The organism is Pedobacter sp. WC2423, assembly GCF_040822065.1.
Classification (GTDB): domain Bacteria; phylum Bacteroidota; class Bacteroidia; order Sphingobacteriales; family Sphingobacteriaceae; genus Pedobacter.
The window spans coordinates 3346369-3371913 of record NZ_CP162005.1; the positions used below are offsets into that span (position 1 = coordinate 3346369).

A 25545-nucleotide genomic window follows, 5' to 3' on the forward strand; every position below is an offset into this window, starting at 1 on the left:
TAATCAGTCAGATTAATTTAAACCAGCGCTTTCGTTTATAGATAAATATGCCTTAATGCGGTGTAAACGCACGCCGGAAAGGAAAATCAAAGGGCCTGTATTAGATTTTATAAAGGGAAACTAATTTTTAATGTATAATTTGCAGCTTCTAAATAATTGAGCATCCATTTTATAAATGAAAATCCGTTATCTACTGAATTTCCTGTTATTCCTGTGTTTCATCCTGACAGGTATGCCCCTGAAGGCAACACAAATAAAGAGTATTGGTGTTCCTTACGTTCAGAACTTCCCGAAATCAGTATACCTTTCCGGGAATCAGAACTGGTCTATCGCTAAAGATGCCCAGGGAATCATGTATTTTGGCAATACGCAGGGCCTGCTTACCTACGATGGTAAATACTGGCAGCAGTACCAGTTACCTAACCGTCAGATCGTACGTTCAGTGGCTACTGATTCCAAAGGAAAGATTTATACAGGTGCATTCGGGGAATTTGGTTACTGGTCATCGCAGCACAAGAAACTTACTTATACTTCACTGGTCAGGCTCATTCCTAAAACAGGACAACTCTCTGATGAAGTCTGGAAAATCATTGTAGATGGCAAAAGAGTTATCTTTCAGTCATTCACTACCATCTATATTTACGAAAATAATAAAATAACACAGATTAAAGGGCAGGGGTCATTCTTGTTTATGCACCATGTGGGCAGCAGATTTTTAATTGAGATCTTAGATAAAGGGATATTCGAGCTCAAAGGTCATAGGCTGACGCCGCTTCCGCATACCGATCTGGCCAGTCCGAAAAATATCATGACAATCCTTCCCTATAAAAATGGAAGTATGCTGATCGGGACAAGTAAAGACGGCTTGTTCATCTACAATGGATCAACTTTTACTCCTTTTAATATTCCGGCCAATGATTTCCTCAAAACATTCCAGCTGAATAACGGAAGCAGGATCAACAATCAATATTATGCTTTTGGTACTATCCTGAATGGAATTATCCTGATTGACCAGGAGGGAAATATTGTACAGCAGATCAATAAGTCGAGAGGTTTACAGAACAATACGGTATTAAGTGTATTTACGGATAACGAGCAGAATCTCTGGGCAGGCCTGGACAATGGAATTGACAGGGTAGAATTGAACTCTCCGCTTTATTTTTACCTGGATAAAGCCGGACAGTTTGGGACAGTCTATTCCAGTTTAATTTACAATAACAATATTTATCTGGGAACCAATCAGGGGTTATTTTATAGTCCATGGGTTTCAGGCAATGGTAAAAGCTTTAATACTTTTGATTTCAGACTGGTTCCGAATTCACAAGGGCAGGTATGGGACCTGAGTGTGCTGGATGGTCAATTGATTATGGGCCATAATGTGGGCAGTTTTAAAGTAAACGGCAACCAGCTTGAAAAGATTTCCAGCAATAGCGGAGGCTGGACCATTAAAAAGCTAAATAGTAATCCAAATTACCTGATCCAGGGAACTTACAATGGTCTTGTTTTATATCAGAAAGATGCGAAAGGGCAATGGAAGTATTTTACGAAAATCCAGAACTTCGAAGAGCCTTCCCGTTATGTAGAACAGGATTCCAGGGGAGACATCTGGGTAAGCCACGCTTATAAAGGTTTATACAAACTTACTTTAAGCCCTGATTTTAAAAAGGTGATCAAAACTCACTATTATGACGAACGTAACGGACTTCCCGGCAATTACAATATTAACCTGTTTACCCTGGAAAATAAACTGGTCTTCTCTTCTGATGCTGGTTTTATGCTCTATGATGAGATCAGCAATCGCTTTACGCCTTATAAAGAACTAAACAAAGGATTAGGAAGTTTTGCCAATTCAAATAAAATCATCAATGCAGGTGTGAAGAAATACTGGTTTATCAATCATGGAAAAACTGCCATGGTCGATTTCAGTGAGCCAGGCAAACTGAACATCGACTCTAACAGGCTGAGTTTACTGGATGGCAGAATGGTTCAGTATTATGAAAATATCAGCCCGATCAGTAATACGATGCACCTGGTAAGTGTTGATGATGGCTTTGTGATTTATGATGCCATTGCGGGTAATGACCATGGAAAGAAAACGGTTTTACCGGCAGTACTGATCAGAAAAGTAGAAGATGTAACTGATGTTTATAAAACAATAAGTGAGAATGGGAATAGTGGAGAAGAGATTGAAATCCCTTTCAACAGGAATAATATCAGGATCTCTTTTTCTCTTCCTTATTACAGACAGGCAAAAATCAAATTCCAATATTACCTGGAGGGTTATTCTAACCAGTGGTCTGAGTGGAGCGCTTCTTCTGCGAAAGACTTTACAAATCTGGGTAAAGGAAGTTACCGGTTCCTGGTCCGTGCTAAAATCAATGATGAGCTGGTGAGTAAAGTCAGCGTATTTGAGTTTACTGTTCTCCCTCCATTTTATGCGAGCAACTGGGCTTTCGCGTTCTATGCGTTATTAATTATTTTACTGTTTATACTCGCTAAAAAACAATACCAGCTGAAGCTTCGCAAAGACCATGATGAAATCCTGGCCAAAGTGGAATTGGAAAAAGAGATTTTCCTGAAAACAGAGGCAGAAGAAAGAGAGAAACAACTTAGCGTTATTCAAACGGAAAGACTGCAAACAGAACTGAAAAGTAAAAACCGGGAACTGGCAAATTCGGCTATGAGCCTGGTTTATAAAAATGAGTTGTTGCAAAAGCTGAGTCAGGAGATGATCAAGCTGAAAGACGAGAAAGGTAAGGTACTTGCAGACGACCAGTTCAGAAAAATACAAAAGGTTATTGATGAAGGGATGAATGATGAGCGGGACTGGAATTTATTCGAGACCAGCTTCAATGAAGCGCATGGAAGTTTCTTCAAAAAACTGAAGGCAAATCATCCTGACCTGGTTCCGAACGACCTCAAATTATGTGCCTATCTGCACATGAATATGAGCAGTAAAGAAATGGCTTCTTTATTGAACATCTCGCTCAGGGGGGTTGAAATCCGGAGGTACAGGCTGCGTAAGAAGCTGAATATACCACATGACAAGAACCTTGCAGAGTTCTTTATGGAGCTTTAGGACTACATCATTACTACACAAAGCCTCAAAAACGCTTTAAATACATCAATTCTTCTTTTCCACAAACCTGGTCTTAAATCCTATCTTAAATGGTATTTCAGCGGCATTTCTACCGCTTAAATACTTATTGTCTTTTTTACACAAAGGTACCATGATGTAATAATGTAGAGGTACTTTCCTTGTTTATGACCCAAATCCACCAGAGATTTAACAAACTATTAACACAAAACCAATAATCAGTATGAAACGAATCTTTACAAAATTTTCTGTTTTAACTTTTCTATGTTTGCTTTTTATTAACGCAGCATCTGCCCAGAACATTACTGTTAAGGGTACCATCACAGATGGTCAGGATAAGACAACTATCCCGGCAGTGAGCGTCGTTGTAAAAGGGACAACCATAGGAACACAAACAGATGCTAATGGTAAGTATGCCATCAGCGTTCCGGCTAACGGAACCTTAGTATTTACCTATATCGGATACAACACACAGGAGGTTCCTGTAAACAATCAAACAACTGTTAACGTATCCTTAGCTTCCAGCTCGCAGCAATTAGAGCAGGTAGTGGTAGTAGGTTATGGTACACAGCGTAAAGTTGACGTCACAGGATCAGTAGCCAGCCTGAAAGGAACTGAGATCTCCAAGCAGGCATCTACCAACCCGGTAAGTGCATTGCAAGGTAAGATTGCAGGTGTGGCGATCACCAATTCAGGTACACCAGGTTCTGCGCCTCAAATCCGCATCAGGGGTTTAGGTACGATCTTCGGTAACCAGGCTCCTTTATATGTAGTGGATGGTGTATGGTACAGCGATATTAATTTCCTGAATCCAGGTGACATCGAGAACATGAGTGTTTTAAAAGATGCTTCTGCACAATCTATCTATGGTATCCGCGCTGCGAATGGTGTAGTATTGATTACTACCAAAAAAGGAAAGTTAGGCTCAGCGACTACCATTAACTACGATGCTTATGCAGGTTTCCAGTCGGTAACGAATAAAGTTAAAATGGCTGATGCTTCTGAATATGCAACGTTGACAAACGAGTTGTATACTTTCAATGGTCAGGCTCCATTATTTAAGGATACAAACCTGGGTGCTGGCACAGACTGGTACAAACAAATTCTGCAAAATGCTTTTGTAATGAACCACAATATCTCTATTGCTGGTGGTACAGAAAAATCTACTTACAATGTTTCCCTGGGTTATTTAGATCAGGATGGTATTGTAAAAACAAACAACTACAAAAGATATACAGCAAGAGTATCGAATGATATCCAGGTTTTCAAAGATTTGAAAGTTGGTTATAACGTGACTGGTGTTGCCAGTAAATCAAAAGATATTCCTCAAACTATCTTCCACCAGATGTATTCTGCATCACCAACAGTAGCTGTATTTAATGCAGACGGAACTTATGGTGATCCAAAATTACAGAACTTAGGAGATGGTGCTAACTTCAATCCTCAGGCTACGCTTGATTACTTCAATCAGCAAACACAGGATTACAGAGTTACAGGTAATATTTATGCTGAATTAAAATTCGCAAAACACTTCACTTTCAGAACAAGTGTAGGTGGAGAATTTGGTCAGTCTGAAAACAGAAAATACAACCCTGTTTATTTCGCAACTACAGCACAGAAAAATGACATCAGTCTTTTAGATCTTAAACGCGTAGAAACGAGAAACTGGATCGTAGAGAATACATTGACTTATCAGAACACTTTTAATGAAGATCATAGTCTGACTGTATTGTTAGGTCAGTCTGCACAAAGCAATAAATCTTATACGTTAAATGCTTCTGCACAAAACGTACCTTTTAACAGCGATGCAGATTTATATTTAAGATTAGGTGATGCAGCAACAAGAAATATACTGGATCAGGGATCTCTGATTAAATTTGCTTCTTATTTTGCCAGAGTAAATTACGCGTTCAAAAACAAATACTTGTTAAACGCTTCTATTCGTACTGATGGAGCTTCACAGTTTTTTGGTAGCGAGACCTGGGGTTATTTCCCTTCTATAGGTGCCGGATGGGTATTAACGAATGAAGACTTCATGAAAGATCAGACCGTATTCAGCTCTTTAAAATTAAGAGGTAGCTGGGGTAAAGTTGGTAACGCAAGTGTACCGGTTAACCCAAGTCAGTCTTTAATTGCTCAGACTGCTGATTTGATCGCATTCTATAATAACAATCCAAATACTGGTGCAAGTGGTAATACTTTGGTACCTCCTGTTATTGTCTGGGAAAAAGGAATTGGAAGTAATATTGGTTTCGAAGCTGCTTTCCTGAAAAACAGGTTAACAGTTGAAGGTGATTATTACAGCAGAAAAACTTCAAGAGCGATCTTCGGTTTGCCAATTTTAGGTTCATTAGGAACTGTTGACAACCAGATTTTAGGTAACCAGGCTGATTTACAAAACAGAGGTGCTGAGATTTCAGTAGCCTGGAGTGATGTAACAGGTGGTGGTTTAACTTACTCTATTGGTGGTAACGTCAGTTATAATCAAAATAAAGTTCTTTCTGTATTATCTGGTAAAACTCCTATCTATGCTGGTAGCACTGGCTTAACGAATGGTTATGTAGCCAACAGAACTATGGAAGGCAGCCCGATCGGAGAATTCTTCGGTTATAAAACTGTAGGTATTTTCCAGAATGCGGCTGATATTGCAAATTCACCTACTCAATCTGGTGCTTTACCTGGTGGATTTAAATATGCAGATACCAATGGTGACGGACAAATTAATTCTCAGGACAGAGTTGCTTTGGGAAATCCTAATCCTAAATATACTTATGGTATCAATACAAGCTTCTCTTACAAAAACTTTGATCTTGCTTTAGATTTCCAAGGTGTGGCTGGTGTTGATGTTTACAACTCTAATCTTGCTTACCGTTTTGGAAATGAGAATTTCACTAAAGATTTCGTAGATAACCGCTGGCATGGTGAAGGTACTTCAAATACCTACCCTTCAGTAAATATCGGGTCGTCAGCGAACTCAGCGCCAAACTCTTTCTATGTGAGCAGCGGTTCTTATTTCAGAGTTAGAAATGCACAATTAGGTTATACTTTACCTAAGAGCGTTCTGGCTAAATGGAAAATCCAGAAGATCAGATTTTATGCCAACGCGCAAAACGCAATCAATTTATTTGGCTACAAAGGATTCAGTCCTGAAGTTGGACCAATCCCTGTTGATAACGCTGAGAAAATTTTAGACAGACCATCGAACTCATTAAATGCAGGTCTTGACGCTAACGTTTACCCGTTATATGCGACTTACAACTTTGGTGTTAATCTTACTTTTTAATCCGGAACGTCATGATACAAAATAAAAATATATACACAAAAACGGTTTTGGCTTTTGGCCTGATTGTTTCTATTGCTGTAATCCCTGCTTGTAAGAAGAGCTTTTTGAATGTACCTGAGCAAGGACAACAAAATAGCGCTGTCTTCTGGAAAACAGCTGAAGATGCCGGAAAAGGTGTCAATGCAATTTATGGGAACCTGCGTTCATGGGAAAACACAGCTTTCCCTGCAATTGCAATTGAAAGTATGGGTTCTGATGATGCAGAAAAAGGTAGTACACCTAGTGATGCAAGTTTTTTCCTGGACTTTGATGAGTTCAAGGTAGACCCTGCACAAGGTAATATTGCTGGTTTCTGGAGTGGTCAGTATAGAAATATTAACTACACAAACCAGGTACTGGATAACGTACCTGCAATTGTAATGGATGAGGCTTTAAAAGCAAGATACCTGGCTGAAGCTAAATTTGTAAGAGCTTTCTCTTATTTCAGATTGGTTCGTGCTTTTGGTAACATTCCTTTGCGTCTGCATGTCCCAAAAGATCCTAACAAGGATTATAACTTGCCTCAGACTCCGGTTGCACAGGTTTATGCGCAGATTGAAAAAGATTTAACGGAAGCTGAAGCTGTACTGCCAGCTAAATATGGAGCTGCAGATTTAGGCAGAGCAACCAAAGGTGCTGCTTTAAGTTTACATGCTAAAGTAGCCATGTATCAAAAGAAATGGGGTGATGTACTCAATTATACCAACCAGGTAATGGGTTTAGGTTATGCATTGTTACCTGATTTTGAACAAAGTTTCAGACTTGCGAATGAGAACAGTTCAGAATCAATATTTGAAATTCAGTGTGCTTTAGTTCCTGGAAATCCGGATGCTTCCAATTCTCAGTATTCACAGGTACAAGGTGTACGTGGAACAAGTGGTGTAGATGGTGGCGGATGGGGGTTCAATGTTCCTACTCCTGATCTGGCTGCTGCTTTTGAACCTGGTGACCCAAGAAGATCTGGTACTATTCTTTTCAGAGGCACAACTACTCCAGAAGGCGACGTAATTCCTAAAGTTGGTGACAATCCTATGTACAACATGAAATCTTACTCTCCTTTCAAATTATTTGTAAGTAATTTCAATGAAGGTGCACAACAAAATGTACGCATGATCCGCTACTCTGATGTTTTATTAATGAACGCAGAAGCAGCAAATGAACTGGGTAATTCTGGTCAGGCTTTATCTTCTTTAGAACAAGTAAGAAAAAGAGCCCGTCAGGGTAATCCTGATATTTTACCTGCGGTAACAACCACAGACCAGACGGCTTTACGCGCAGCGATCTATAAAGAAAGACGTGTGGAGTTAGCCATGGAATTTGACCGTTACTTTGATGTAATCCGTCAGGGAAGAGGAACAGCAGTTTTCGGCCCTAAAGGATGGAAAGCTGGTAAAAATGAAGTTTGGCCGATTCCTCAGACAGAAGTTGACCTCAGCGGTGGGGTATTAGTTCAAAACCCGGGTTACTAATTCAAATCAAACATACCAAATGAGAGGTTGCCAGGCTGAGCCTGGTAACCTCTTTTAACATCACTCCTGCCCTGTACCTAATTTAAAAGCCAACGATGAAATTAAAATCTTTACTCAGCCTCTTTATTTTAACGATACTTACTTTTTTTGCAGTAGCGCAAAAGAAAAATGTAGCATTTCAGGGTATTAAAGCCGAAATGAAAATACAGAAAAACCTGACTGACGACCAGCTTCTTGATTTAGTACAGAAACAAACCTTCCGTTATTTCTGGGATTTTGGTCATCCTGTTAGTGGAATGGCACGTGAGCGCAGTAATGTCGCTTTTGAATATGGCAGTGAGGTCGTGACTATTGGTGGAACTGGTTTTGGGGTCATGGCAACTATTGTAGCTGCTGAGCGTAAATTTATAACGCGTGAACAGGCTGCTGCAAGAACTAAAAAAATTGTAGACTTTTTATATAAGGCTGATCAGTTTCATGGTGCTTTTCCGCACTGGCTGAATGGCGAAACAGGAAAAGTAATCCGTTTCAGTCCTAAAGATGACGGTGCTGATCTGGTGGAAACCTCTTTGCTTTTCCAGGGTTTACTGACGGCACGCCAATATTATACGGCAGACAATGCTGTAGAGACTGATATTCGCAATAAAATCCTTTGGATGTGGGAAGGTGTGGAATGGAACTGGTTTACACAACAACAAAATGTTTTATACTGGCATTGGAGTCCTAATAATGGCTGGAGCATGAACCACCCGATTAAAGGATGGAATGAATGTTTTATCACCTATGTGCTGGCGGCTTCATCTCCAAAATCACCTATTGATAAAAAAGTGTACGAAGAAGGCTGGGCAAACAGCAATACATTTTTCAACGGAAAAAAATTTGAAGGGATTACACTACCTCTTGGTTTTGATTTCGGTGGCCCCTTATTCTTTTCACAATATTCCTTTACAGGACTGGATCCGCGTGGTTTGAAAGATCGTTACGCAGATTATTTTGAACAGAATAAAAACCACACGTTAATCAATCGTGCCTATTGTATAGAGAATCCTAAACATTTTAAAGGTTATGGAGAAAATTGCTGGGGATTAACTGCAAGTGATAGCTGGCAGGGTTATGCTGCACATTCTCCTTCGGAAGATTTAAGTGTGATCAGCCCAACGGCTGCTTTATCAGCTTTCCCTTATACGCCTGAATATTCGATGAAAGCTTTGAAGCATTTCTATTTTGATCTTGGTGACAAGATCTGGAGTGAATATGGTTTCGTGGATGGCTTTAGTGAAGAGCATAACTGGTATGCAAAATCACATCTGGCAATTGATCAGGGGCCTGTTATCTGTATGATAGAAAACTACCGCACAGGATTACTATGGAAATTATTTATGAGCAATCCGGATGTTAAAAACGGATTGAACAAATTAGGCATTGAAAGTCCTGCCATCGCTAAATAAAATAGTCATGAAAAGAACGCTGCTGTTGTTTTGCCTGCTGATTTCAAGCACTGCTTTATTCGCTCAGAAAAAGCAGCTGACTTATTGCAATCCGGTCAATCTGGATTATGGCTATACCCCTATTCCTCATTTTACAGAACAGGGGAAACACCGTGCAACAGCAGATCCTGTGATTGTAAATTATAAAGGAGATTATTTCTTGTTCTCTACCAATCAGATGGGCTATTGGTGGAGTGAAGACTTATATCACTGGAATTTTGTTTCCCGCTCTTTCCTTCGTCCGGAGCATAAGGTGTATGATGATCTGTGTGCGCCTTCAGTTTGGATACAGGGTGATACCATGCTGGTTTTTGGTTCTACTTATTCCAAAAATTTCCCGATCTGGATGAGTACAGATCCGAAAAAGGATTCGTGGAAGGAAACGGTACATGAATTTGAAATCGGGGGCTGGGACCCTGCACATTTTGTGGATGAGGATGGGAAGTTATATATGTACAATGGTAGCAGCAATCAATATCCTTTGTACGGAATTGAATTAAATCGTAAAACTTTCGCTCCGATAGGTACAAGAAAAGAATTGCTCTTGTTGAATGATGAACGGTTTGGCTGGCAGCGTTTCGGTGAAAACCTGGACAATACTTTCCTTGATCCTTTTATTGAAGGCGCATGGATGACTAAACATCATGGAAAATATTATTTACAGTATGGTGCACCAGCCACAGAGTTTAGTGGTTATGCAGATGGTGTAGCGATATCAAAGAGTCCGCTTGGCCCCTTTGAGCATCAGTCATTACCGTTATCTTATAAACCGGGTGGTTTTGCAAGAGGCGCCGGACATGGAGCAACCTTTCAGGACAGATGGAAAAATTACTGGCACGTTTCTACTATGGTGGTCTCTGTCAAGAACAATTTTGAACGCAGACTAGGTATCTGGCCTGCAGGATTCGATCAGGATGATGTCATGTATATGGATGCTGCTTTTGGCGATTATCCGCATTATTTTCCTGACCAGACTACAGATCATTTAAAGTCTGGTTTCACCGGATGGATGTTGCTGAATTACAATAAGCCTGTTATTGTTTCTTCTACTTTGGGTGGTTATACTGCAAATTTAGCAGTGGATGAAAGTATCAGGACCTACTGGAGTGCAGAAAGTGGTAAAAAAGGAGAATGGATACAGACCGATCTTGGGAAGTTATCCCGTGTAAACGCAGTACAAATAAATTATGCGGACCAGGATGCAGAATTTTCAGGAAAACAAAATGACATTTATCACCAATACAAACTGTGGTATTCGGTGGATGGTAAAAGTTGGAAAATATTAGCTGATAAAAGTGCAAACCGGAAAGATGTTCCGCATGATTATATAGAATTGGATCAGCCAGTCTCTGCCCGCTTTATCAAATTAGAGAATATCCATATGCCTGCTGGCAAATTTGCGATCAGCGGGTTAAGGGTGTTTGGAAATGGCAATGGAAAGAAACCAGCAGCTGTTAAAGGTTTCACCGTGTTGAGAACGGAAAAAGACAAAAGAAATTCATGGATCAGATGGAGTACCGTAGACGACGCTTATGGGTATAACATTTATTTAGGTACGGATCCTGATAAATTATACAATAGCATCATGGTTTACCAGGCCAATGAATATTGGTATAAAGGCATGGATAAAGAAAAACCTTATTACTTCTGTATAGAAGCAATCAATGAAAATGGAATATCTGAAAGATCAAAAGTAACGAGAGTCAATTAAGATAGATTTTATAAACTGAATAACACACGATAATATATTAAAATGAAAACAACGACTTCCTTATTTTTCCTGGCGGCTCTTTTCTGTGCAAACTCTTTAGTGGCACAACAGAAAAAAGCTGCAAGCGCGACTGACCAGAAGATGAACACGTTCATCGACAATCTAATGTCTAAAATGACAGTGGATGAAAAAATCGGACAACTAAACCTTCCTGCGGTTGGTTTCGATGTAACGGGGCCGATTTTAAGTCAGGGAGTAGATGAAAAAATTGAAAAAGGCCTTGTAGGAGGTGTTTTCAATACATTCACCCCACAAGCAGTACTTAAATTACAAAAGCTTGCCGTGACTAAATCACGTTTAAAAATTCCTTTGTTATTTGGATATGATGTGGTGCATGGTCATAAAACGATCTTCCCTATTCCTTTAGGCTTAAGTGCAAGCTGGGATATGGATTTAATTGAAAAAAGTGCGCGTATTGCTGCAAGAGAAGCTAGTGCAGATGGTTTAAACTGGACGTTCTCTCCTATGGTGGATATTGCAAGAGATCCGAGATGGGGAAGGATCGCTGAAGGTTCTGGCGAGGATCCTTATTTAGGATCTTTAATCGGTGCGGCTATGGTCAGAGGTTATCAAACCAATAGTCTTTCCAATAAAGATGCGATTATGGCTTGTGTAAAGCACTTTGCTTTATACGGTGCTGCTGAAGGCGGAAGAGATTACAATACCACAGACATGAGTCTGATCAGAATGTACAATGAATATTTACCTCCTTATAAAGCAGCTATTGATGCAGGTGCTGAAACGGTAATGGTTTCTTTCAATGATATTAACGGAACACCAGCTACTGCCAATAAATGGTTATTAACTGATTTATTGCGTAAAGATTGGGGTTTCAAAGGTTTTGTGGTGAGTGATTACACGGGTGTGAGTGAACTGATTGCACATGGTCTGGGTGATTTACAAACGGTGAGTGCAAGATCTCTGGAAGCTGGAAATGATATGGATATGGTGAGTGAGGGTTTCCTGACTACTTTAAAACAGTCTTTGAAAGAAAAGAAGATCACACAAGAAGTGATTGATATGGCCTGCCGCAGGATTCTGGAATCAAAATATAAATTGGGTCTGTTTGAAAATCCTTACAAGTACGTGAATGAAGAACTTGCAAAAACAGAAATCCTTTCTGCACAAAACAGATCAGATGCAAAAAACATCGCAGCTGCTTCTATGGTGTTATTGAAAAACAACAACCAGTTGTTACCGTTAAAGAAAAATGCAAAGATCGCTTTAATTGGCCCGCTTGCGGATAATAAACGTGATATGATTGGTAACTGGAGTGCAGCGGGTGACTGGAAAAAAGCCATCAGCGTAATCGAAGGTTTAAAAAATGCAGCTCCGGATATGGAGATCACTTATGCTAAAGGTGCGAACCTGGTTGATAATCCAGCAATATTAAAACAGATCAATGCCAATGGTGCTGATATTACCGCAGATGCAAAATCACCAAAGCAATTAATTGATGAGGCAGTTGATGCAGCAAAAAAAGCTGATATTGCTGTAGTTGTTTTAGGTGAAAGTGCGATTATGGGTGGTGAGGCAACAAGCCGCACGAACCTTGATTTGCTGCCGAATCAGAAAGATTTATTAAAAGCACTATCAGCTACTGGTAAGCCAATCGTTCTGGTATTGATGAATAGCCGTCCGTTGACACTGGAATGGGAAGATGCCAATGTTCCTGCCATTTTAGAAACGTGGTTCAGTGGTACAGAAGCTGGGAATGCAATTGCTGATGTACTGGTTGGTAATTATAATCCTTCGGGTAAACTGACAGCTACTTTTCCAAGAAATGTAGGTCAGATCCCTCTTTATTATAACCACAAAAGTACTGGACGTCCATATGACGGGATTTCGAATGAGAAATTCAAGTCACGTTATATCGATAGCTCAAATGATCCTTTATACCCGTTTGGTTTCGGATTAAGTTATACCTCTTTCGATTTCTCAGCAGTTAAATTAGATAAATCTACCCTGAAAAGTGGTCAGACTATTCAGGCAACTGTAACGGTTAAAAATACCGGAAAATTTGATGGTCATGAAATCGTACAGTTATATCTTCAGGATATTTATGGTTCGGTTACCCGCCCGGTAAAAGAGCTAAAAGGTTTCCAAAAGATCTTCCTGAAAAAGGGTGAATCTAAGAAGATTACGTTTACTATAGACACAGAAATGCTGAAGTTTTATAACTCAGATTTAAAATTTGCAGCTGAATCTGGTGACTTTAATGTCTTTATCGGCTCAAATTCAAGAGACGTTTCAACAGCTAAATTTAGCTTCACGCTTTAAGAATAATATTTCAAAAAGCCCCTTAGCCAATTGCTAAGGGGCTTTTTTTTGGTTAAAAAAACAAGAACATTACCTTTTTATTTTACCTAGATTTACAGCGTCTGCGGTTTTAATATCCGGAATAGAAAAAATAATATTTTTAACTATTGCATTTAATCTTTCCTTTCTTTAGTTTAGATATAGTGTAAGAACTACACATACAAATTGTTTATCAACTATATAACCTATTTATTCACCCTTAAAAAAACGAGCTATTAAACAACTTTTATAACTAATATCCCTTCACTAAACCAAATATAACTTATGCAACGAAATCTACCACTTTTCAAGAGGGTTCTCCTTCTCTTGTGCCTGGGCCTGTCATTCGCTATTGGCGCAATGGCCCAAAGCAAAATCACCGGAAAAGTCATCGGCAGCGATGATAAATTACCGGTTATCGGCGCTTCCATTAAAATCAAAAATGCTCCGGGTGGCACGACCACAGACGGAAATGGTGCATTCGCACTTCTTGTAAAACCAACTGATGTCCTTGTTGTTTCCTTTGTTGGATACGGCTCTAAAGAGATTCCGGTTGGCAAGCAAACCAATATCAGTGTAATTTTACTGGCCGACAACAACAACCTGACTGAGGTTATTGTAACGGGTTACTCTTCACAACGTAAAAAGGATCTTACAGGTGCTGTAGCAGTGGTCAACATGGGCCTTTTAAAAGCTCAGCCTGCTGCGAGTGCTGTGGAAGCCTTACAAGGTAAGGCAACTGGTGTGCAGATCATCAACGATGGTGCGCCAGGTTCAACACCACAAATCAGAATCCGTGGTATCAGTACAATTAACAACAACGAACCTCTTTATGTAATCGACGGGGTACCATTTGAAGGAAAATTATCATGGCTTAATCAGAATGATATTGAAAGTCTTCAGGTACTGAAAGACGCTTCTTCTGCTTCTATCTACGGATCAAGAGCAAACAATGGTGTTGTAATTATTACCACGAAAAAAGGAGTTGCAGGTGCACCAAAAATCACATTGGATTCTTACTATGGTACTCAGGTTCCAAGGAAAAGCAGTTTTCCAAAAATGATGAATCCGCAGCAATACGCACAGTATGTATTTGACGGTTATACCAATGCTGGAAAAACCATTGCAGCAGGAACAAATTATGGTTCAGGTACAGTACCTACATTGCCAGATTACCTGGTTGCAGGTGGAAAAACCGGTCAGGAAATTACCGCTGCTGATTATGACCCGTCAAAATATAACTACAGCCGCGATCCTGCTTTATTCTATCAGATCACCAAAGCAAACAAACAGGGAACTAACTGGTTTGACGAAATTACAGACGTTGCTCCGGTTCAGAATTATCAGTTAAGTGCTACTGGTGGTGGAGAAAATGCGACCTATACTTTTTCAGGTGGTTACCTGGATCAGAAAGGAACAATCAAATATACAGGCTTTAAGCGTTATAATTTCAGGTCTAATACGAACATTTCAGCCTTTAACAAAAGAGTACGTTTTGGTGAAAATGCGCAGTATAGTTATTCTGAAGGTTATGGTTTGGGTGTAAATCCAAATACATCCGGAGATTATCAGGATCAGGGAAGTGCAATAGGCTGGGCATACCGTATACCAACTATTATTCCGGTTTATGATATTAACGGAAATTTTGCAGGAAGCCGCGGCAGCCAGTTAGGTAATGCTGAAAATCCACTGGCTTTCCTTTATCGTGCAAAAGACAATAAAAACAAAAGTAACTTCTTCTTTGGAAATGTATATGCTGAAGGAGATATTATACCAGGACTTGTTTTAAAAACAAATTTTGGTCTGCGTTACGAGAACTTTAACGGGGTAACTATGCGTTATCCAAACCTGGAATTCTCGGAAGGGAACAACTCTAATAACCTGGGTGAGTATATGGGTTATAATACAGAATGGACGTGGTCAAATACTTTGAACTATAGTAAAGTTATTAATGAGAAGCACAGACTGAATGTATTACTTGGTACAGAGGCTATCAAATCTAAATCCCGTCAGTTAAATGCAGGAAGAAATGATTTCTTCCTTTTAGGAAATCAGGATTATTATTATTTGAACACTGGTTCTTCTAATATCAGTAACTCTAGTTATGGTGCAATTGGATCACTTTTCTCTTTATTTGGTAAAGTTGATTATTCTTATAATGACCGTTACTTATTCAGCGCTATACTTCGTCGTGATGGTTCTTCTAATTTCGGAGCGAACAACAAATATGGTTATTTCCCGGCAGCAAGTGCAGCTTGGAGAGTTTCTGAAGAGGACTTCATGAAAAGTGTTAAATGGATCTCTGATTTCAAATTCCGTGTAGGTTATGGAGAAACAGGGAACCAAAGAATTCCTTCTAATCAGTATCTGAACAGATTTCAGAGTTCTATCGCGAATTCAGCTTATGCTCTTGGTGGCGGAAATAGCTTAACTACTGGTGTTTGGCAAAATGCTTATCAAAACCCGGACATCAAATGGGAATCTGTGAAATCCCTTAACGTAGGTATTGACTTTACATTGTTTGACGGTGCATTTGACGGATCGGCAGACTGGTATAATAAAAAAACCACAGATATGCTTTATAATTTGCCACAACCTTCAACTGTAGTTGGATTGGGTAATTCACCATATGTAAATATTGGTGATATGAGCAATAAGGGTGTTGAGTTTAACGTTGCTTATCATTATGGAAAAAAATCAGACAGCCCTTTTAAATTCGATATCGGCCTGAATTTCTCTAAAAACGAAAATAAAATTGTAAAGCTTGCTCCTGGTATTTTCAACCAGATTTATGGCAACTACAGAAGTTTACAAACAAGTGTATTACAAGAAGGCGCTCCTTTTGGTTCATTCTATGGTTACCAGACTGCGGGAATTTATCAAAGTGCAGCAGATATTGCAAACAATCCTTCTTATGTTGGAGCCAGGGTAGGTGGTTTACGTTATGCTGATATCAATGGTGATGGCGTAATTGATGCTAAAGACCGTACAATTATTGGAAATCCAAATCCGGACTTCACTTATGGTATCAATTTAAATGCTTCTTATAAAAACTGGGATCTTGCAACCTTCTTCTACGGCGTTCAGGGAAATGATCTTTTTGAAGCAACACGTTACTTCACAGATTTCCCATCATTTGACGGTGCAAAAAGCACAAGATTGTTAGGTGCCTGGAGCCCAACGAACACTTCAAGCCAGATTCCTTCTGCTTATACCGGAGCCTCTGATCTTGAATATACTTCTTCAAGCTACTATGTACAAAAAGGCAGCTTCTTCAGAATGAAGAATATCCAGATCGGTTATTCAATTCCAACAGCTAAAGCATTTGGTCCAAAATCAGGCATCAGCAGAATGAGAGTTTACGTAAGCGCAACCAACCTTTTCACGATCACCAAATACACTGGTCTTGATCCGGAAGTTAGTCAGACCAGAGATGCTTCTGCTGCTGTTGGAAATTCTGGACCACCAGCTGATACATTCTCAGCACTTGGCGTTGATAAGGGAGTTTATCCTTCACCTCGTCAGTTCCTAATTGGTATAAATGTTGGATTTTAATTAAAAGATACAAAGATGAAACACTTAAAATATATTTTCTTATCCTTTATAATTTGCAGTACGCTATCCTGCAAGAAGTCATTTCTGACGGTTCAGCCCCAGGGAGAGCTGACAGGAGAACAAATAACGACACAGGATGGTGTTGAAGGTTTACTTATCGGTGCTTATGGCTTACTAAATGGTAATGTAAACGGTACATGGGGCAATTACGGTGCTGCTCCAAGCCAGTGGTTATTTGGTGAGGTTGCTTCTGACAATGCCCATAAAGGGAGTAGCAATGGTGATCAGCCAAATATGAACGCGATAGAAAGACACGCACCAACGAGTACAAATGATAATTTAGCAAATTTATGGGACAGATGTTATGAAGGTATTCAGCGCTGTAACAACACCCTGAAAATTTTAGCTAACCTGCAAGCTGGTGGTGGTGCTGCAAAATTTAGTGATGCACGTGCTAAAGAAATCGAGGGTGAAGCCAAAGTACTTCGTGCTCATTATTATTTCTTTTTAGTAAGGGTGTTTAAAGTTGTTCCTTATGTTACTGAAACTACTGTAAGTGGAACTATCATACCAAACGACAAGGATATTTATCCTAACATTATCGCAGATCTTCAGACAGCAGTAGCAAATCTGGGTACAACAAAACCAAAAGGTCAAAAAGCGCGTATGGATAAATTTGCCGCACAAGCTTATCTTGGAAAAGTATTCTTATATCAGAAAAGATATGCTGAGGCCTATGCACAGTTTAATGCTATCATTGCAGCAAAACCAAGTCTTATCAACTTACCTTATTCAGATAACTTCGATATCACTAAAGAAGATGGTCCGGAATCAATTGTTTCTGTTCAGAATTCTGTAGGAACAGATGGTACAGGTGGAGATAACGGAAACGTGGGTGATATGTTAAACTTCCCTTCCGGAAGTGCACCGATCAACTGCTGTGGTTTCTTCCAGCCAACAATTGACCTGGCTAACGCGTTCAAAGTTGATGCTGCTGGTTTACCATTACTAGATGGAAGCTACCGTACCAATCCATATATTTCTGATTTAGGATTAACAACAGATCAAAAGAAAACCTATGTATTGAATACTGCTTTAGCTTTAGACCCAAGGATTGAGTCTACTTTAGGCAGAAGAGGTACTCCTTATCGTGATTGGGGTGTAATGCCTGGTGATGCCTGGATTCGTGATGCGAGTAATGGCGGACCATTTTTACCGATTAAAAACACAATTGAAGTTTCTCAGCTGGCCAGCGGAACAGCTCCGGGAAGTCCAAACGTAACCGGATTAAACATTAACCTGATTCGTCTTGCTGATATTTACCTGATGGCAGCAGAGTGTGCTGTAGAAACAGGTGATCTTGGAACAGCATTAACCCTGGTCAATGCAGTGAGACAACGCGCAGCAAAAATAACACCTCAATTAGCGAACGGCGCACCTACAGCAGCTTATAAAGTAGGTCTTTATCCTTCTTTCCCTAGTGTTGATTATGCTAGAAATGCAGTTCATTTTGAACGCAGATTAGAATTGGCATTGGAAGGTCACAGATTCTTTGACCTTGTACGCTGGGGTGTTGCAAAAACAACACTGGAAAGCTACTTTAACTTTGAAGGTAAATACTTCGATTACCTGAAAAACATTTCGCTTAAACCACGTGATGAGTATTGGCCATTACCACAAGATCAAATTGACAGAAGTCAGGGTAAGCTGGTACAAAGCCCTGGTTACTAACTCACAAATGGCTTAGCCATTCAAATAAACATTAATTCATTAAAACCCGCTTATATTCAAGCGGGTTTTTTTAATTTAGTTGTATGAAGCATTACAAATTAATTCTCTGGTTCTCTCTCCTGTTTTCCCTTCAAACAATGGCTCAGGATCTCAAAAAATACGATAAAGGCAGCTTTATTGACGGCAAAGACAGTATCTCCTATCGTATCCTATTCCCCGAACACTTCGATCCAAAACAAAAATATCCCGTCCTGTTTTTCCTTCACGGCAGCGGAGAACGCGGAAATGATAACGAAAAGCAATTAGTACACGGTGGCAAGCTCTTCCTTAGAAACGATATCCGTGAACAATATCCCGCCATCATAATTTTCCCTCAATGTTCAGAAGACAGTTACTGGGCTAATGTGCAGTTTTCTTCAGATTCTACCGGAAAAAGAATCTTTAATTATCAAAAAAAAGGAAAACCTACAAAAGCGATGAAGGCCCTTTTAGGAATGATCGATAATATTCTTGATAAACCCTATATCGATCACCAGCAAGTTTATGTTGGCGGACTTTCTATGGGCGGTATGGGAACCCTTGAACTTTTGAGACGTAAACCTAAAACATTCGCCGCTGCCTTTTCAATATGCGGAGGTGACAACATTGCAAACGTTGAAAAATACAAACATGTTCCCCTTTGGATTTTCCACGGTGGAAAAGATGATGTGGTACCACCAGCAGGATCTACAGCAATCGCTAACCAGTTAAAAATTATTGGTAAAGAAGTGAAATTTACGCTTTATCCTGACGCAAATCACAACAGCTGGGATTCCACTTTTGCAGAACCCAAGTTACTTCCGTGGTTGTTTAGTCACAAGAAGTAGTTCTGAGAAGCAATCCTGCAAGGTTTTCCTTAAAGCAATTCTTAAAGTGCTTTTTATAAACAATCCAGCAAGGTTTTCCTTAAAGCAGTTCTTAAAATTAATCCATAATACAAAAAAAAGATCGCTGGCAGTTTTCTTCTGACGTTCATGAAGAATGAACAATGTCAGAAAACTATCCAGTGATCTTTTTTTTTGACACCCGGCTTATTTCTGCGATTGGCCAGGGGTTTCTTCTCTTTCTTTCTTTCTTTCTTTCTTTCTTTCTTTCTTTCTTTCTTTCTTTCTTTCTTTCTTTCTTTCTTTCTAACCTTCCCAACCCCTCCAAATTCGGATGCGAATAAAAAAAACCAGGAAGTAAGTTTTCTGACATTGTTCATTCTTCATGAACGTCAGAAGAAAACTACTTCCTGGTTTTTTTTATACTCAGAGGATATCCCCCTTACTTTTACTCAGCCATATTATTATAAACAGCCTGTACATCGTCATCCTCTTCCAACTTGTCAATCAGTTTGAAAACATCAAGCGCCTGTTCTTCTGAAATAGGCGTTGTGGACATTGCAATTCTTTCCAATTTCGCGCTTTTCATTTCAAAGCCTAAATCTTCCAGCGCCTTTTGCATCTTACCAAAATCCTCAAAAGCTGTCTGAACAACTGCAATATCGTTACCCTCTTCATCAGACTCCAGATACAACTCTTCCAAACCAGCGTCAATCAATTCAAACTCCAGTTCTTCCAGATCCTTGTCACCCGGTATAAATCTAAAAATAGACTTGCGGTTGAAAATGAAATCAAGGGAACCTGTTTTTCCTAAAGAACCACCGGTTTTACTAAAGTAACTACGTACGTTAGCTACCGTTCTGTTCGTATTGTCGGTAGCAGTTTCGATTAATATAGCTACCCCATGAAGTGCATATCCTTCATATACATGCTCCTCGTAACCATTTTCATCCTTATTAGAAGCCCTTTTAATTGCAGCATCCACTCTGTCTTTCGGCATATTTACCGCTTTAGAGTTTTGGATTGCTGTACGTAAACGTGAATTCGTATCAGGATTAGGACCACCGTCCTTTACTGCCATTACAATCTCTTTCCCTATACGGGTGAACTGCACGGCCATTTTAGCCCAACGCTTAAATTTTCTTTCTTTTCTAAACTCAAATGCTCTTCCCATGGTATAAATTATAGAGGTCTACCCTATCTTTTTTAAATTGTTTAACATATCAATCGTCAGTTTTGACAGATCAAATTCAGGCTTCCAACCCCAGTCGCGTCTTGCAATCTGATCATCCATTGAACGGGGCCAGCTTGAAGCGATCTGTTGACGGGGATCATCAGCAGTATAAGTTAATGTAAATTCCGGAATATGTTTCTTTATTTCCGCTGCCAAAGTTTCAGGCGTAAAACTTACACCAGCAAAATTATAGCTCGAACGAATAGAAATACGGTCTGCCGGAGCATCCATCAATTCTATGGTTCCACGGATCGCATCATCCATGTACATCATTGGTAATTCTGTATCTGCAGAAAGGAAAGAAGCATAATTCGCTTTCTTTAATGCATCATGGAAAATATGGATGGCATAATCCGTTGTACCACCACCCGGAGCAGCTTTCCAGCTGATTAAACCTGGGTAACGGATACTGCGCACATCAAGACCAAATTTCTGATGATAATACTCACACCATCTTTCACCTGCTAATTTACTGATTCCGTAAACCGTATTTGGATCCATCACACAGTATTGTTCAGTCTGATCCTTCGGAGAGTTAGGCCCGAATACCGCAATGGAGCTTGGCCAGTAAACTTTGGCAGTTTTATAGACAATCGCCAGGTCAAGAATGTTCAGCAGACCGTTCATATTCAGGTCCCAGGCAAGCTTTGGATTCTGCTCACCGGTAGCTGATAATAACGCAGCCAGCAAATAAACCTGGCCAGGTTTATATTTATTAAATATGGTATTTAAAGTATCCTTCTCTAAAACATTAACGAACTCAAAAGGTCCTGAATTCTTGATGTCATAATCAGGACGTCGGATATCACAGGCCACTACATTGTCTTCACCATAAGTTTTGCGCAGTGCAGTCACCAGTTCAGTTCCTATCTGCCCATTAGAGCCTAATACTAGTATTTTTTCGGTCATTGGTCTTTTGATTTTGGCAAAGGTAAAAAATTGCACGAAACCTGTTAAAAAATGTTTTTACATAGCTATTGTTTATATTTAATGAGTGCTGCAAAAACAGCCCTTAAAAGGGTGTTTAGACATCCTTTTGCTAAATCCTTATTTAGAATGAATATAGGGTGTAACAAAAGCAAGAATATTGAGAATTAAATATCATTTTTTTGTTTGTTCCGTCTATTTTTTTTCTATTTTTAGTAGTTGATAGTGTATAAACAACACCTTAAATAACCAAATATCAAAGTATGGAAAGAAGAGACGCAGTCAGAAACATTGCCTTTTTAATGGGAGGCGCATTATCTGCTACTACAATCGGAGTATTTCTTGACAGCTGTAACACCCCTTCTGCCAAGAAAGGATCGGGACTATTTTCAGCAGATCAGGACCAGTTGATCACTGAAGTAGCCGACATTATTATCCCATCTACAAAAACACCAGGTGCAAAAGCAGCAGGCGTTGGACCATGGATTTCAATGATGGTGAGAGATTGCTATCCTAAAGAAGCGCAAGACGTTTTTGTTAAAGGCCTTGAAGATCTGGAAGCCCGTTCTAAAAAACAATACAATAATTCATTCCTTAAAATTTCTGTAAAAGAACGTGGAGAATTACTTGGAAAAGTAAGAGATGAGACCGTTGCTGCTCAGAAAGCTGATGGCGAAAAAGCCGCAGCCGCAGAAAAAGCGAAAGGAACTGGAAAAGCATTAACAAATACTGTTAAGGCTGCTAAATATGGACCACAAGGCCCATCTTACTTTTTTGCCATTGCGAGAGATTTAACTATGTTAGGTTATTTCACCTCAGAAATCGGCGCTACACAAGCGTTAGAGTACATTGACGTTCCCGGCCGTTACAATGGCTGTGTCGATTTAAAACCTGGACAAAAAGTTTATTCTTCTTAATCTATTTACAAAACACATGAATTTAAACACAAAAGCAACCGCACAAAATACATACGATGCTATCGTAGTCGGATCAGGAATAAGTGGAGGATGGGCAGCAAAAGAACTTACTGAAAAAGGACTTAAAGTTCTCTTGCTTGAACGCGGCAGAAACGTCGAGCATATCAAAGATTATACTACAGCAATGAAAAAACCATGGGAATTTGAACACCGTGGTAAATTAACTGAAGTACAAAAAGAAGCACACCCGGTACAAAAGCGTGATTATCCTTACCAGGAATTCAATGAGAGCTTTTGGGTGAATGACCACGAATGTCCATATACAGAAGTCAAACGTTTTGACTGGTACCGCGGATTTCACGTAGGTGGAAAATCATTGATGTGGGGCCGTCAAAGTTACCGCTTCAGTGACCTGAACTTTGAAGACAATAAAAAAGATGGCCATGGTAATGACTGGCCAATCAGATATAAAGACTTAAGCCCATGGTATGACCATGTAGAAAAGTTTGCAGGAATTAGTGGTCAGGTAGAAAACTGGCCTGCTTTACCTGATGGACACTTTCTTCCGCCAATGGAAATGAATTGTGTAGAGAAAGATGTGAAGAAACGAATAGAAGATAAGTGGAAGAAATCACGTATTATGACTATTGGCCGTACAGCCAATCTGACTGTTCCCCATGGAGGAAGAGGAAGTTGTCAGTACCGTGACAGATGTAGCAGAGGATGTCCTTTTGGTGCTTATTTCAGTACACAGTCTTCTACCCTTCCAGCTGCTGTAGCTACTGGAAACCTGACTTTACGCCCTTTCTCTTTAGTTGATCATATTGTTTATGACAAAGAAACACAGAAAGCAACAGGTGTAGTCATCATAGATTCAGAAACGAAAGAAAACATAGAGTATTTTGCAAAGATTGTATTTGTAAATGGCTCTACTTTAGGTAGTACCTTCTTATTGTTGAATTCAACTTCTGCTGAGCATCCTAATGGTTTAGGGAATGCGAGTGGTGAGCTTGGACACAATTTAATGGATCACCATTTCCGTTGCGGTGCTTCGGGAGATGCAGAAGGTTTTGACGACAAATATACTTATGGCCGCAGGGCAAATGGTATTTATGTACCGAGATACCAGAACATGGGTGGTGATAAACGTGATTATTTACGTGGATTCGGTTATCAGGGTGGTGCAAGTCGTACAGGATGGCATAAAGATGTAGCTGAACTTGCTTTTGGTGGCGACTTTAAAGATCTGATGACGCAGCCAGGTGCCTGGAAAATGGGATTAGGTGGTTTCGGTGAGTCTCTTCCATACCATGAAAACAGGGTTTATATTGATAAAACCAAAAAAGATAAATGGGGAATGCCGGTATTGGCTATTGACTGTGAGTTTAAAGGTAACGAAGAAAAAATGCGTATTGACATGATGAACGATGCAGCAGAAATGCTGGAAGCAGCAGGAATCAAGAATATACAAACTTATGATGCGGGATCAACTCCAGGTATGGCTATCCATGAGCAAGGAACAGCCCGTATGGGAAATGATCCTAAAACCTCCGTATTAAATAAATGGAACCAGATGCATGAAGTTAAAAATGTATTTGTAACGGATGGATCTTGTATGCCATCGATTGCTTGTCAAAATCCTTCGCTGACTTTTATGGCTTTGACAGCCAGAGCCGCAGATTTTGCAGTAAGTGAACTAAAAAAAGGTAATCTTTAATGAACGGTAAAATAAGAATGGGGATGATCGGTGGCGGTAAAAATGCTTTTATAGGCGCCGTCCACCGTATCGCAGCCAATATAGATGGTCAGATAGAACTGGTTTGCGGAGCTTTAAGTTCCAATCCTGAAACCGCTAAGGAATCGGGCGAATTATTGTTCCTGGCAGCAGACAGAAATTACGGGACTTACCAGGAGATGATCGAAAAAGAGAGTCTCCTGCCTGCAACTACAAGAATGCATTTTGTAACTATTGTTACGCCTAATTTTGCACATTTCGCGCCTGCAATGCTGGCATTGGAACATGGTTTTCATGTGGTGATTGACAAGCCGATCAGCTTAACACTGGCAGAAGCTAAACTACTCAGAGATAAGGTATTGGAAACAGGTTTGACTTTAGCGCTTACCTATACGTATTCTGGTTACCCGATGGTTAAGCAGGCTCGCCAGATGGTGAAAGATCATGCTTTCGGAAAGATCAGAAAAATCCTGGTAGAATATCCTCAGGGCTGGTTAAGCTTACCTTCTGAACGTGACGGCAATAAACAGTCTGCGTGGAGAACCGATCCTTCGAAAAGTGGGATCAGTGGCTGTATGGGTGACATCGGAACACATGCTGCACAGCTTGCCGAATATATTTCAGGCCTGGAGATTACAAAAATCTGCGCGGACCTGAATATTATGGTAGATGGCCGTGCGCTTGATGATGATGGAAATGTATTGCTAAAATTCAGCAATGGCGCCAATGGAGTTCTAGTGGCTTCACAGATTGCTGCGGGAGAAGAAAATGCACTGAAAATTAAAGTTTATGGGGAAAAAGGAAGCCTGGAATGGCACCAGGAAGAACCAAATACGCTGAAAGTAAAATGGCTGGATGCACCAAGTCAACTGTATCGTGCGGGACAAGGTTATTTAACCCCGGCAGCACAATTTAATGCAAGAACACCAGCCGGACACCCGGAAGGTTATTTAGAAGCTTTTGCTAACATTTACCGGAATTTCGCGTTAACTTTAAAAGCAAAGCAGCAAGGTGAAACCCCTACCCCGGAGATGTTAGATTTCCCTGGCGTAGAGGATGGTGTACGTGGAATGGCATTTATAGAAAATGTAGTAGCCTCAGGGCTGTCAGATCAGAAATGGTTTGATTTTAAAATATAA

General features: G+C 39.9%; 15 protein-coding genes. 12 read left to right on the forward strand and 3 right to left on the reverse strand.

What is annotated here, in order from left to right:
- Positions 1-175 precede the first annotated feature (175 nt).
- The 9 genes from AB3G38_RS13775 (at position 176) to AB3G38_RS13815 (ending at position 19596) form a co-directional block, all read left to right on the forward strand.
- A complete protein-coding gene (locus AB3G38_RS13775; RefSeq protein WP_367864466.1) occupies positions 176-3079 on the forward strand; it encodes a triple tyrosine motif-containing protein in 2904 nt (967 codons plus the stop codon).
- A 241-nt stretch (positions 3080-3320) separates the two neighbouring features.
- A complete protein-coding gene (locus tag AB3G38_RS13780; RefSeq protein ID WP_367864467.1) occupies positions 3321-6380 on the forward strand; it encodes a SusC/RagA family TonB-linked outer membrane protein in 3060 nt (1019 codons plus the stop codon).
- 11 nt (positions 6381-6391) lie between these two features.
- A complete protein-coding gene (locus AB3G38_RS13785) occupies positions 6392-7888 on the forward strand; it encodes a RagB/SusD family nutrient uptake outer membrane protein (protein WP_367864468.1) in 1497 nt (498 codons plus the stop codon).
- 95 nt (positions 7889-7983) lie between these two features.
- Complete coding sequence (locus tag AB3G38_RS13790) at positions 7984-9336, forward strand: glucoamylase family protein (protein WP_367864469.1); 1353 nt, start codon at positions 7984-7986, stop codon at positions 9334-9336.
- Between the two features lie 7 nt (positions 9337-9343).
- Positions 9344-11086, forward strand: a complete 1743-nt coding sequence (locus tag AB3G38_RS13795; protein ID WP_367864470.1) for a family 43 glycosylhydrolase — start codon at positions 9344-9346, stop codon at positions 11084-11086.
- A gap of 42 nt (positions 11087-11128) precedes the next feature.
- A complete protein-coding gene (gene bglX / locus AB3G38_RS13800; protein WP_367864471.1) occupies positions 11129-13426 on the forward strand; it encodes a beta-glucosidase BglX in 2298 nt (765 codons plus the stop codon).
- 303 nt (positions 13427-13729) lie between these two features.
- Entirely contained in the window at positions 13730-16999 is a 3270-nt protein-coding gene (locus AB3G38_RS13805) for a SusC/RagA family TonB-linked outer membrane protein (protein ID WP_367864472.1), read from the forward strand.
- A 15-nt stretch (positions 17000-17014) separates the two neighbouring features.
- Positions 17015-18730, forward strand: coding sequence for a RagB/SusD family nutrient uptake outer membrane protein (locus AB3G38_RS13810; protein ID WP_367864473.1), 1716 nt, complete (start codon positions 17015-17017; stop codon positions 18728-18730).
- A gap of 83 nt (positions 18731-18813) precedes the next feature.
- A complete protein-coding gene (locus AB3G38_RS13815) occupies positions 18814-19596 on the forward strand; it encodes a prolyl oligopeptidase family serine peptidase (RefSeq protein ID WP_367864474.1) in 783 nt (260 codons plus the stop codon).
- A gap of 164 nt (positions 19597-19760) precedes the next feature.
- On the opposite strand, the gene AB3G38_RS13820 is transcribed toward AB3G38_RS13815, so the two are convergent.
- The 3 genes from AB3G38_RS13820 to AB3G38_RS13830 form a co-directional block, all read right to left on the reverse strand.
- Entirely contained in the window at positions 19761-19973 is a 213-nt protein-coding gene (locus tag AB3G38_RS13820; RefSeq protein ID WP_367864475.1) for a hypothetical protein, read from the reverse strand.
- Between the two features lie 68 nt (positions 19974-20041).
- A complete protein-coding gene (locus tag AB3G38_RS13825; RefSeq protein ID WP_367864476.1) occupies positions 20042-20767 on the reverse strand; it encodes a YebC/PmpR family DNA-binding transcriptional regulator in 726 nt (241 codons plus the stop codon).
- A gap of 18 nt (positions 20768-20785) precedes the next feature.
- The gene (locus tag AB3G38_RS13830) at positions 20786-21736 is read right to left on the reverse strand and encodes an NAD-dependent epimerase/dehydratase family protein (RefSeq protein WP_367864477.1); all 951 of its coding nucleotides are present in this window, start codon (positions 21734-21736) and stop codon (positions 20786-20788) included.
- A gap of 281 nt (positions 21737-22017) precedes the next feature.
- Here AB3G38_RS13830 and AB3G38_RS13835 point away from each other — a divergent pair, with 281 nt between their 5' ends.
- From AB3G38_RS13835 to AB3G38_RS13845, 3 genes are read left to right on the forward strand one after another with little or no spacing between them, the layout of a single operon-like run.
- Positions 22018-22671 (forward strand): gluconate 2-dehydrogenase subunit 3 family protein, encoded by a 654-nt coding sequence (locus tag AB3G38_RS13835; RefSeq protein WP_367864478.1) that lies wholly within the window; start codon positions 22018-22020, stop codon positions 22669-22671.
- A gap of 16 nt (positions 22672-22687) precedes the next feature.
- On the forward strand, positions 22688-24388 hold the full coding sequence (locus tag AB3G38_RS13840) for a GMC oxidoreductase (protein ID WP_367864479.1): 1701 nt from the start codon (positions 22688-22690) through the stop codon (positions 24386-24388).
- Positions 24388-25545, forward strand: coding sequence for a Gfo/Idh/MocA family protein (locus tag AB3G38_RS13845; RefSeq protein ID WP_367864480.1), 1158 nt, complete (start codon positions 24388-24390; stop codon positions 25543-25545). Before AB3G38_RS13840 ends, AB3G38_RS13845 begins: the two co-directional genes overlap by 1 nt.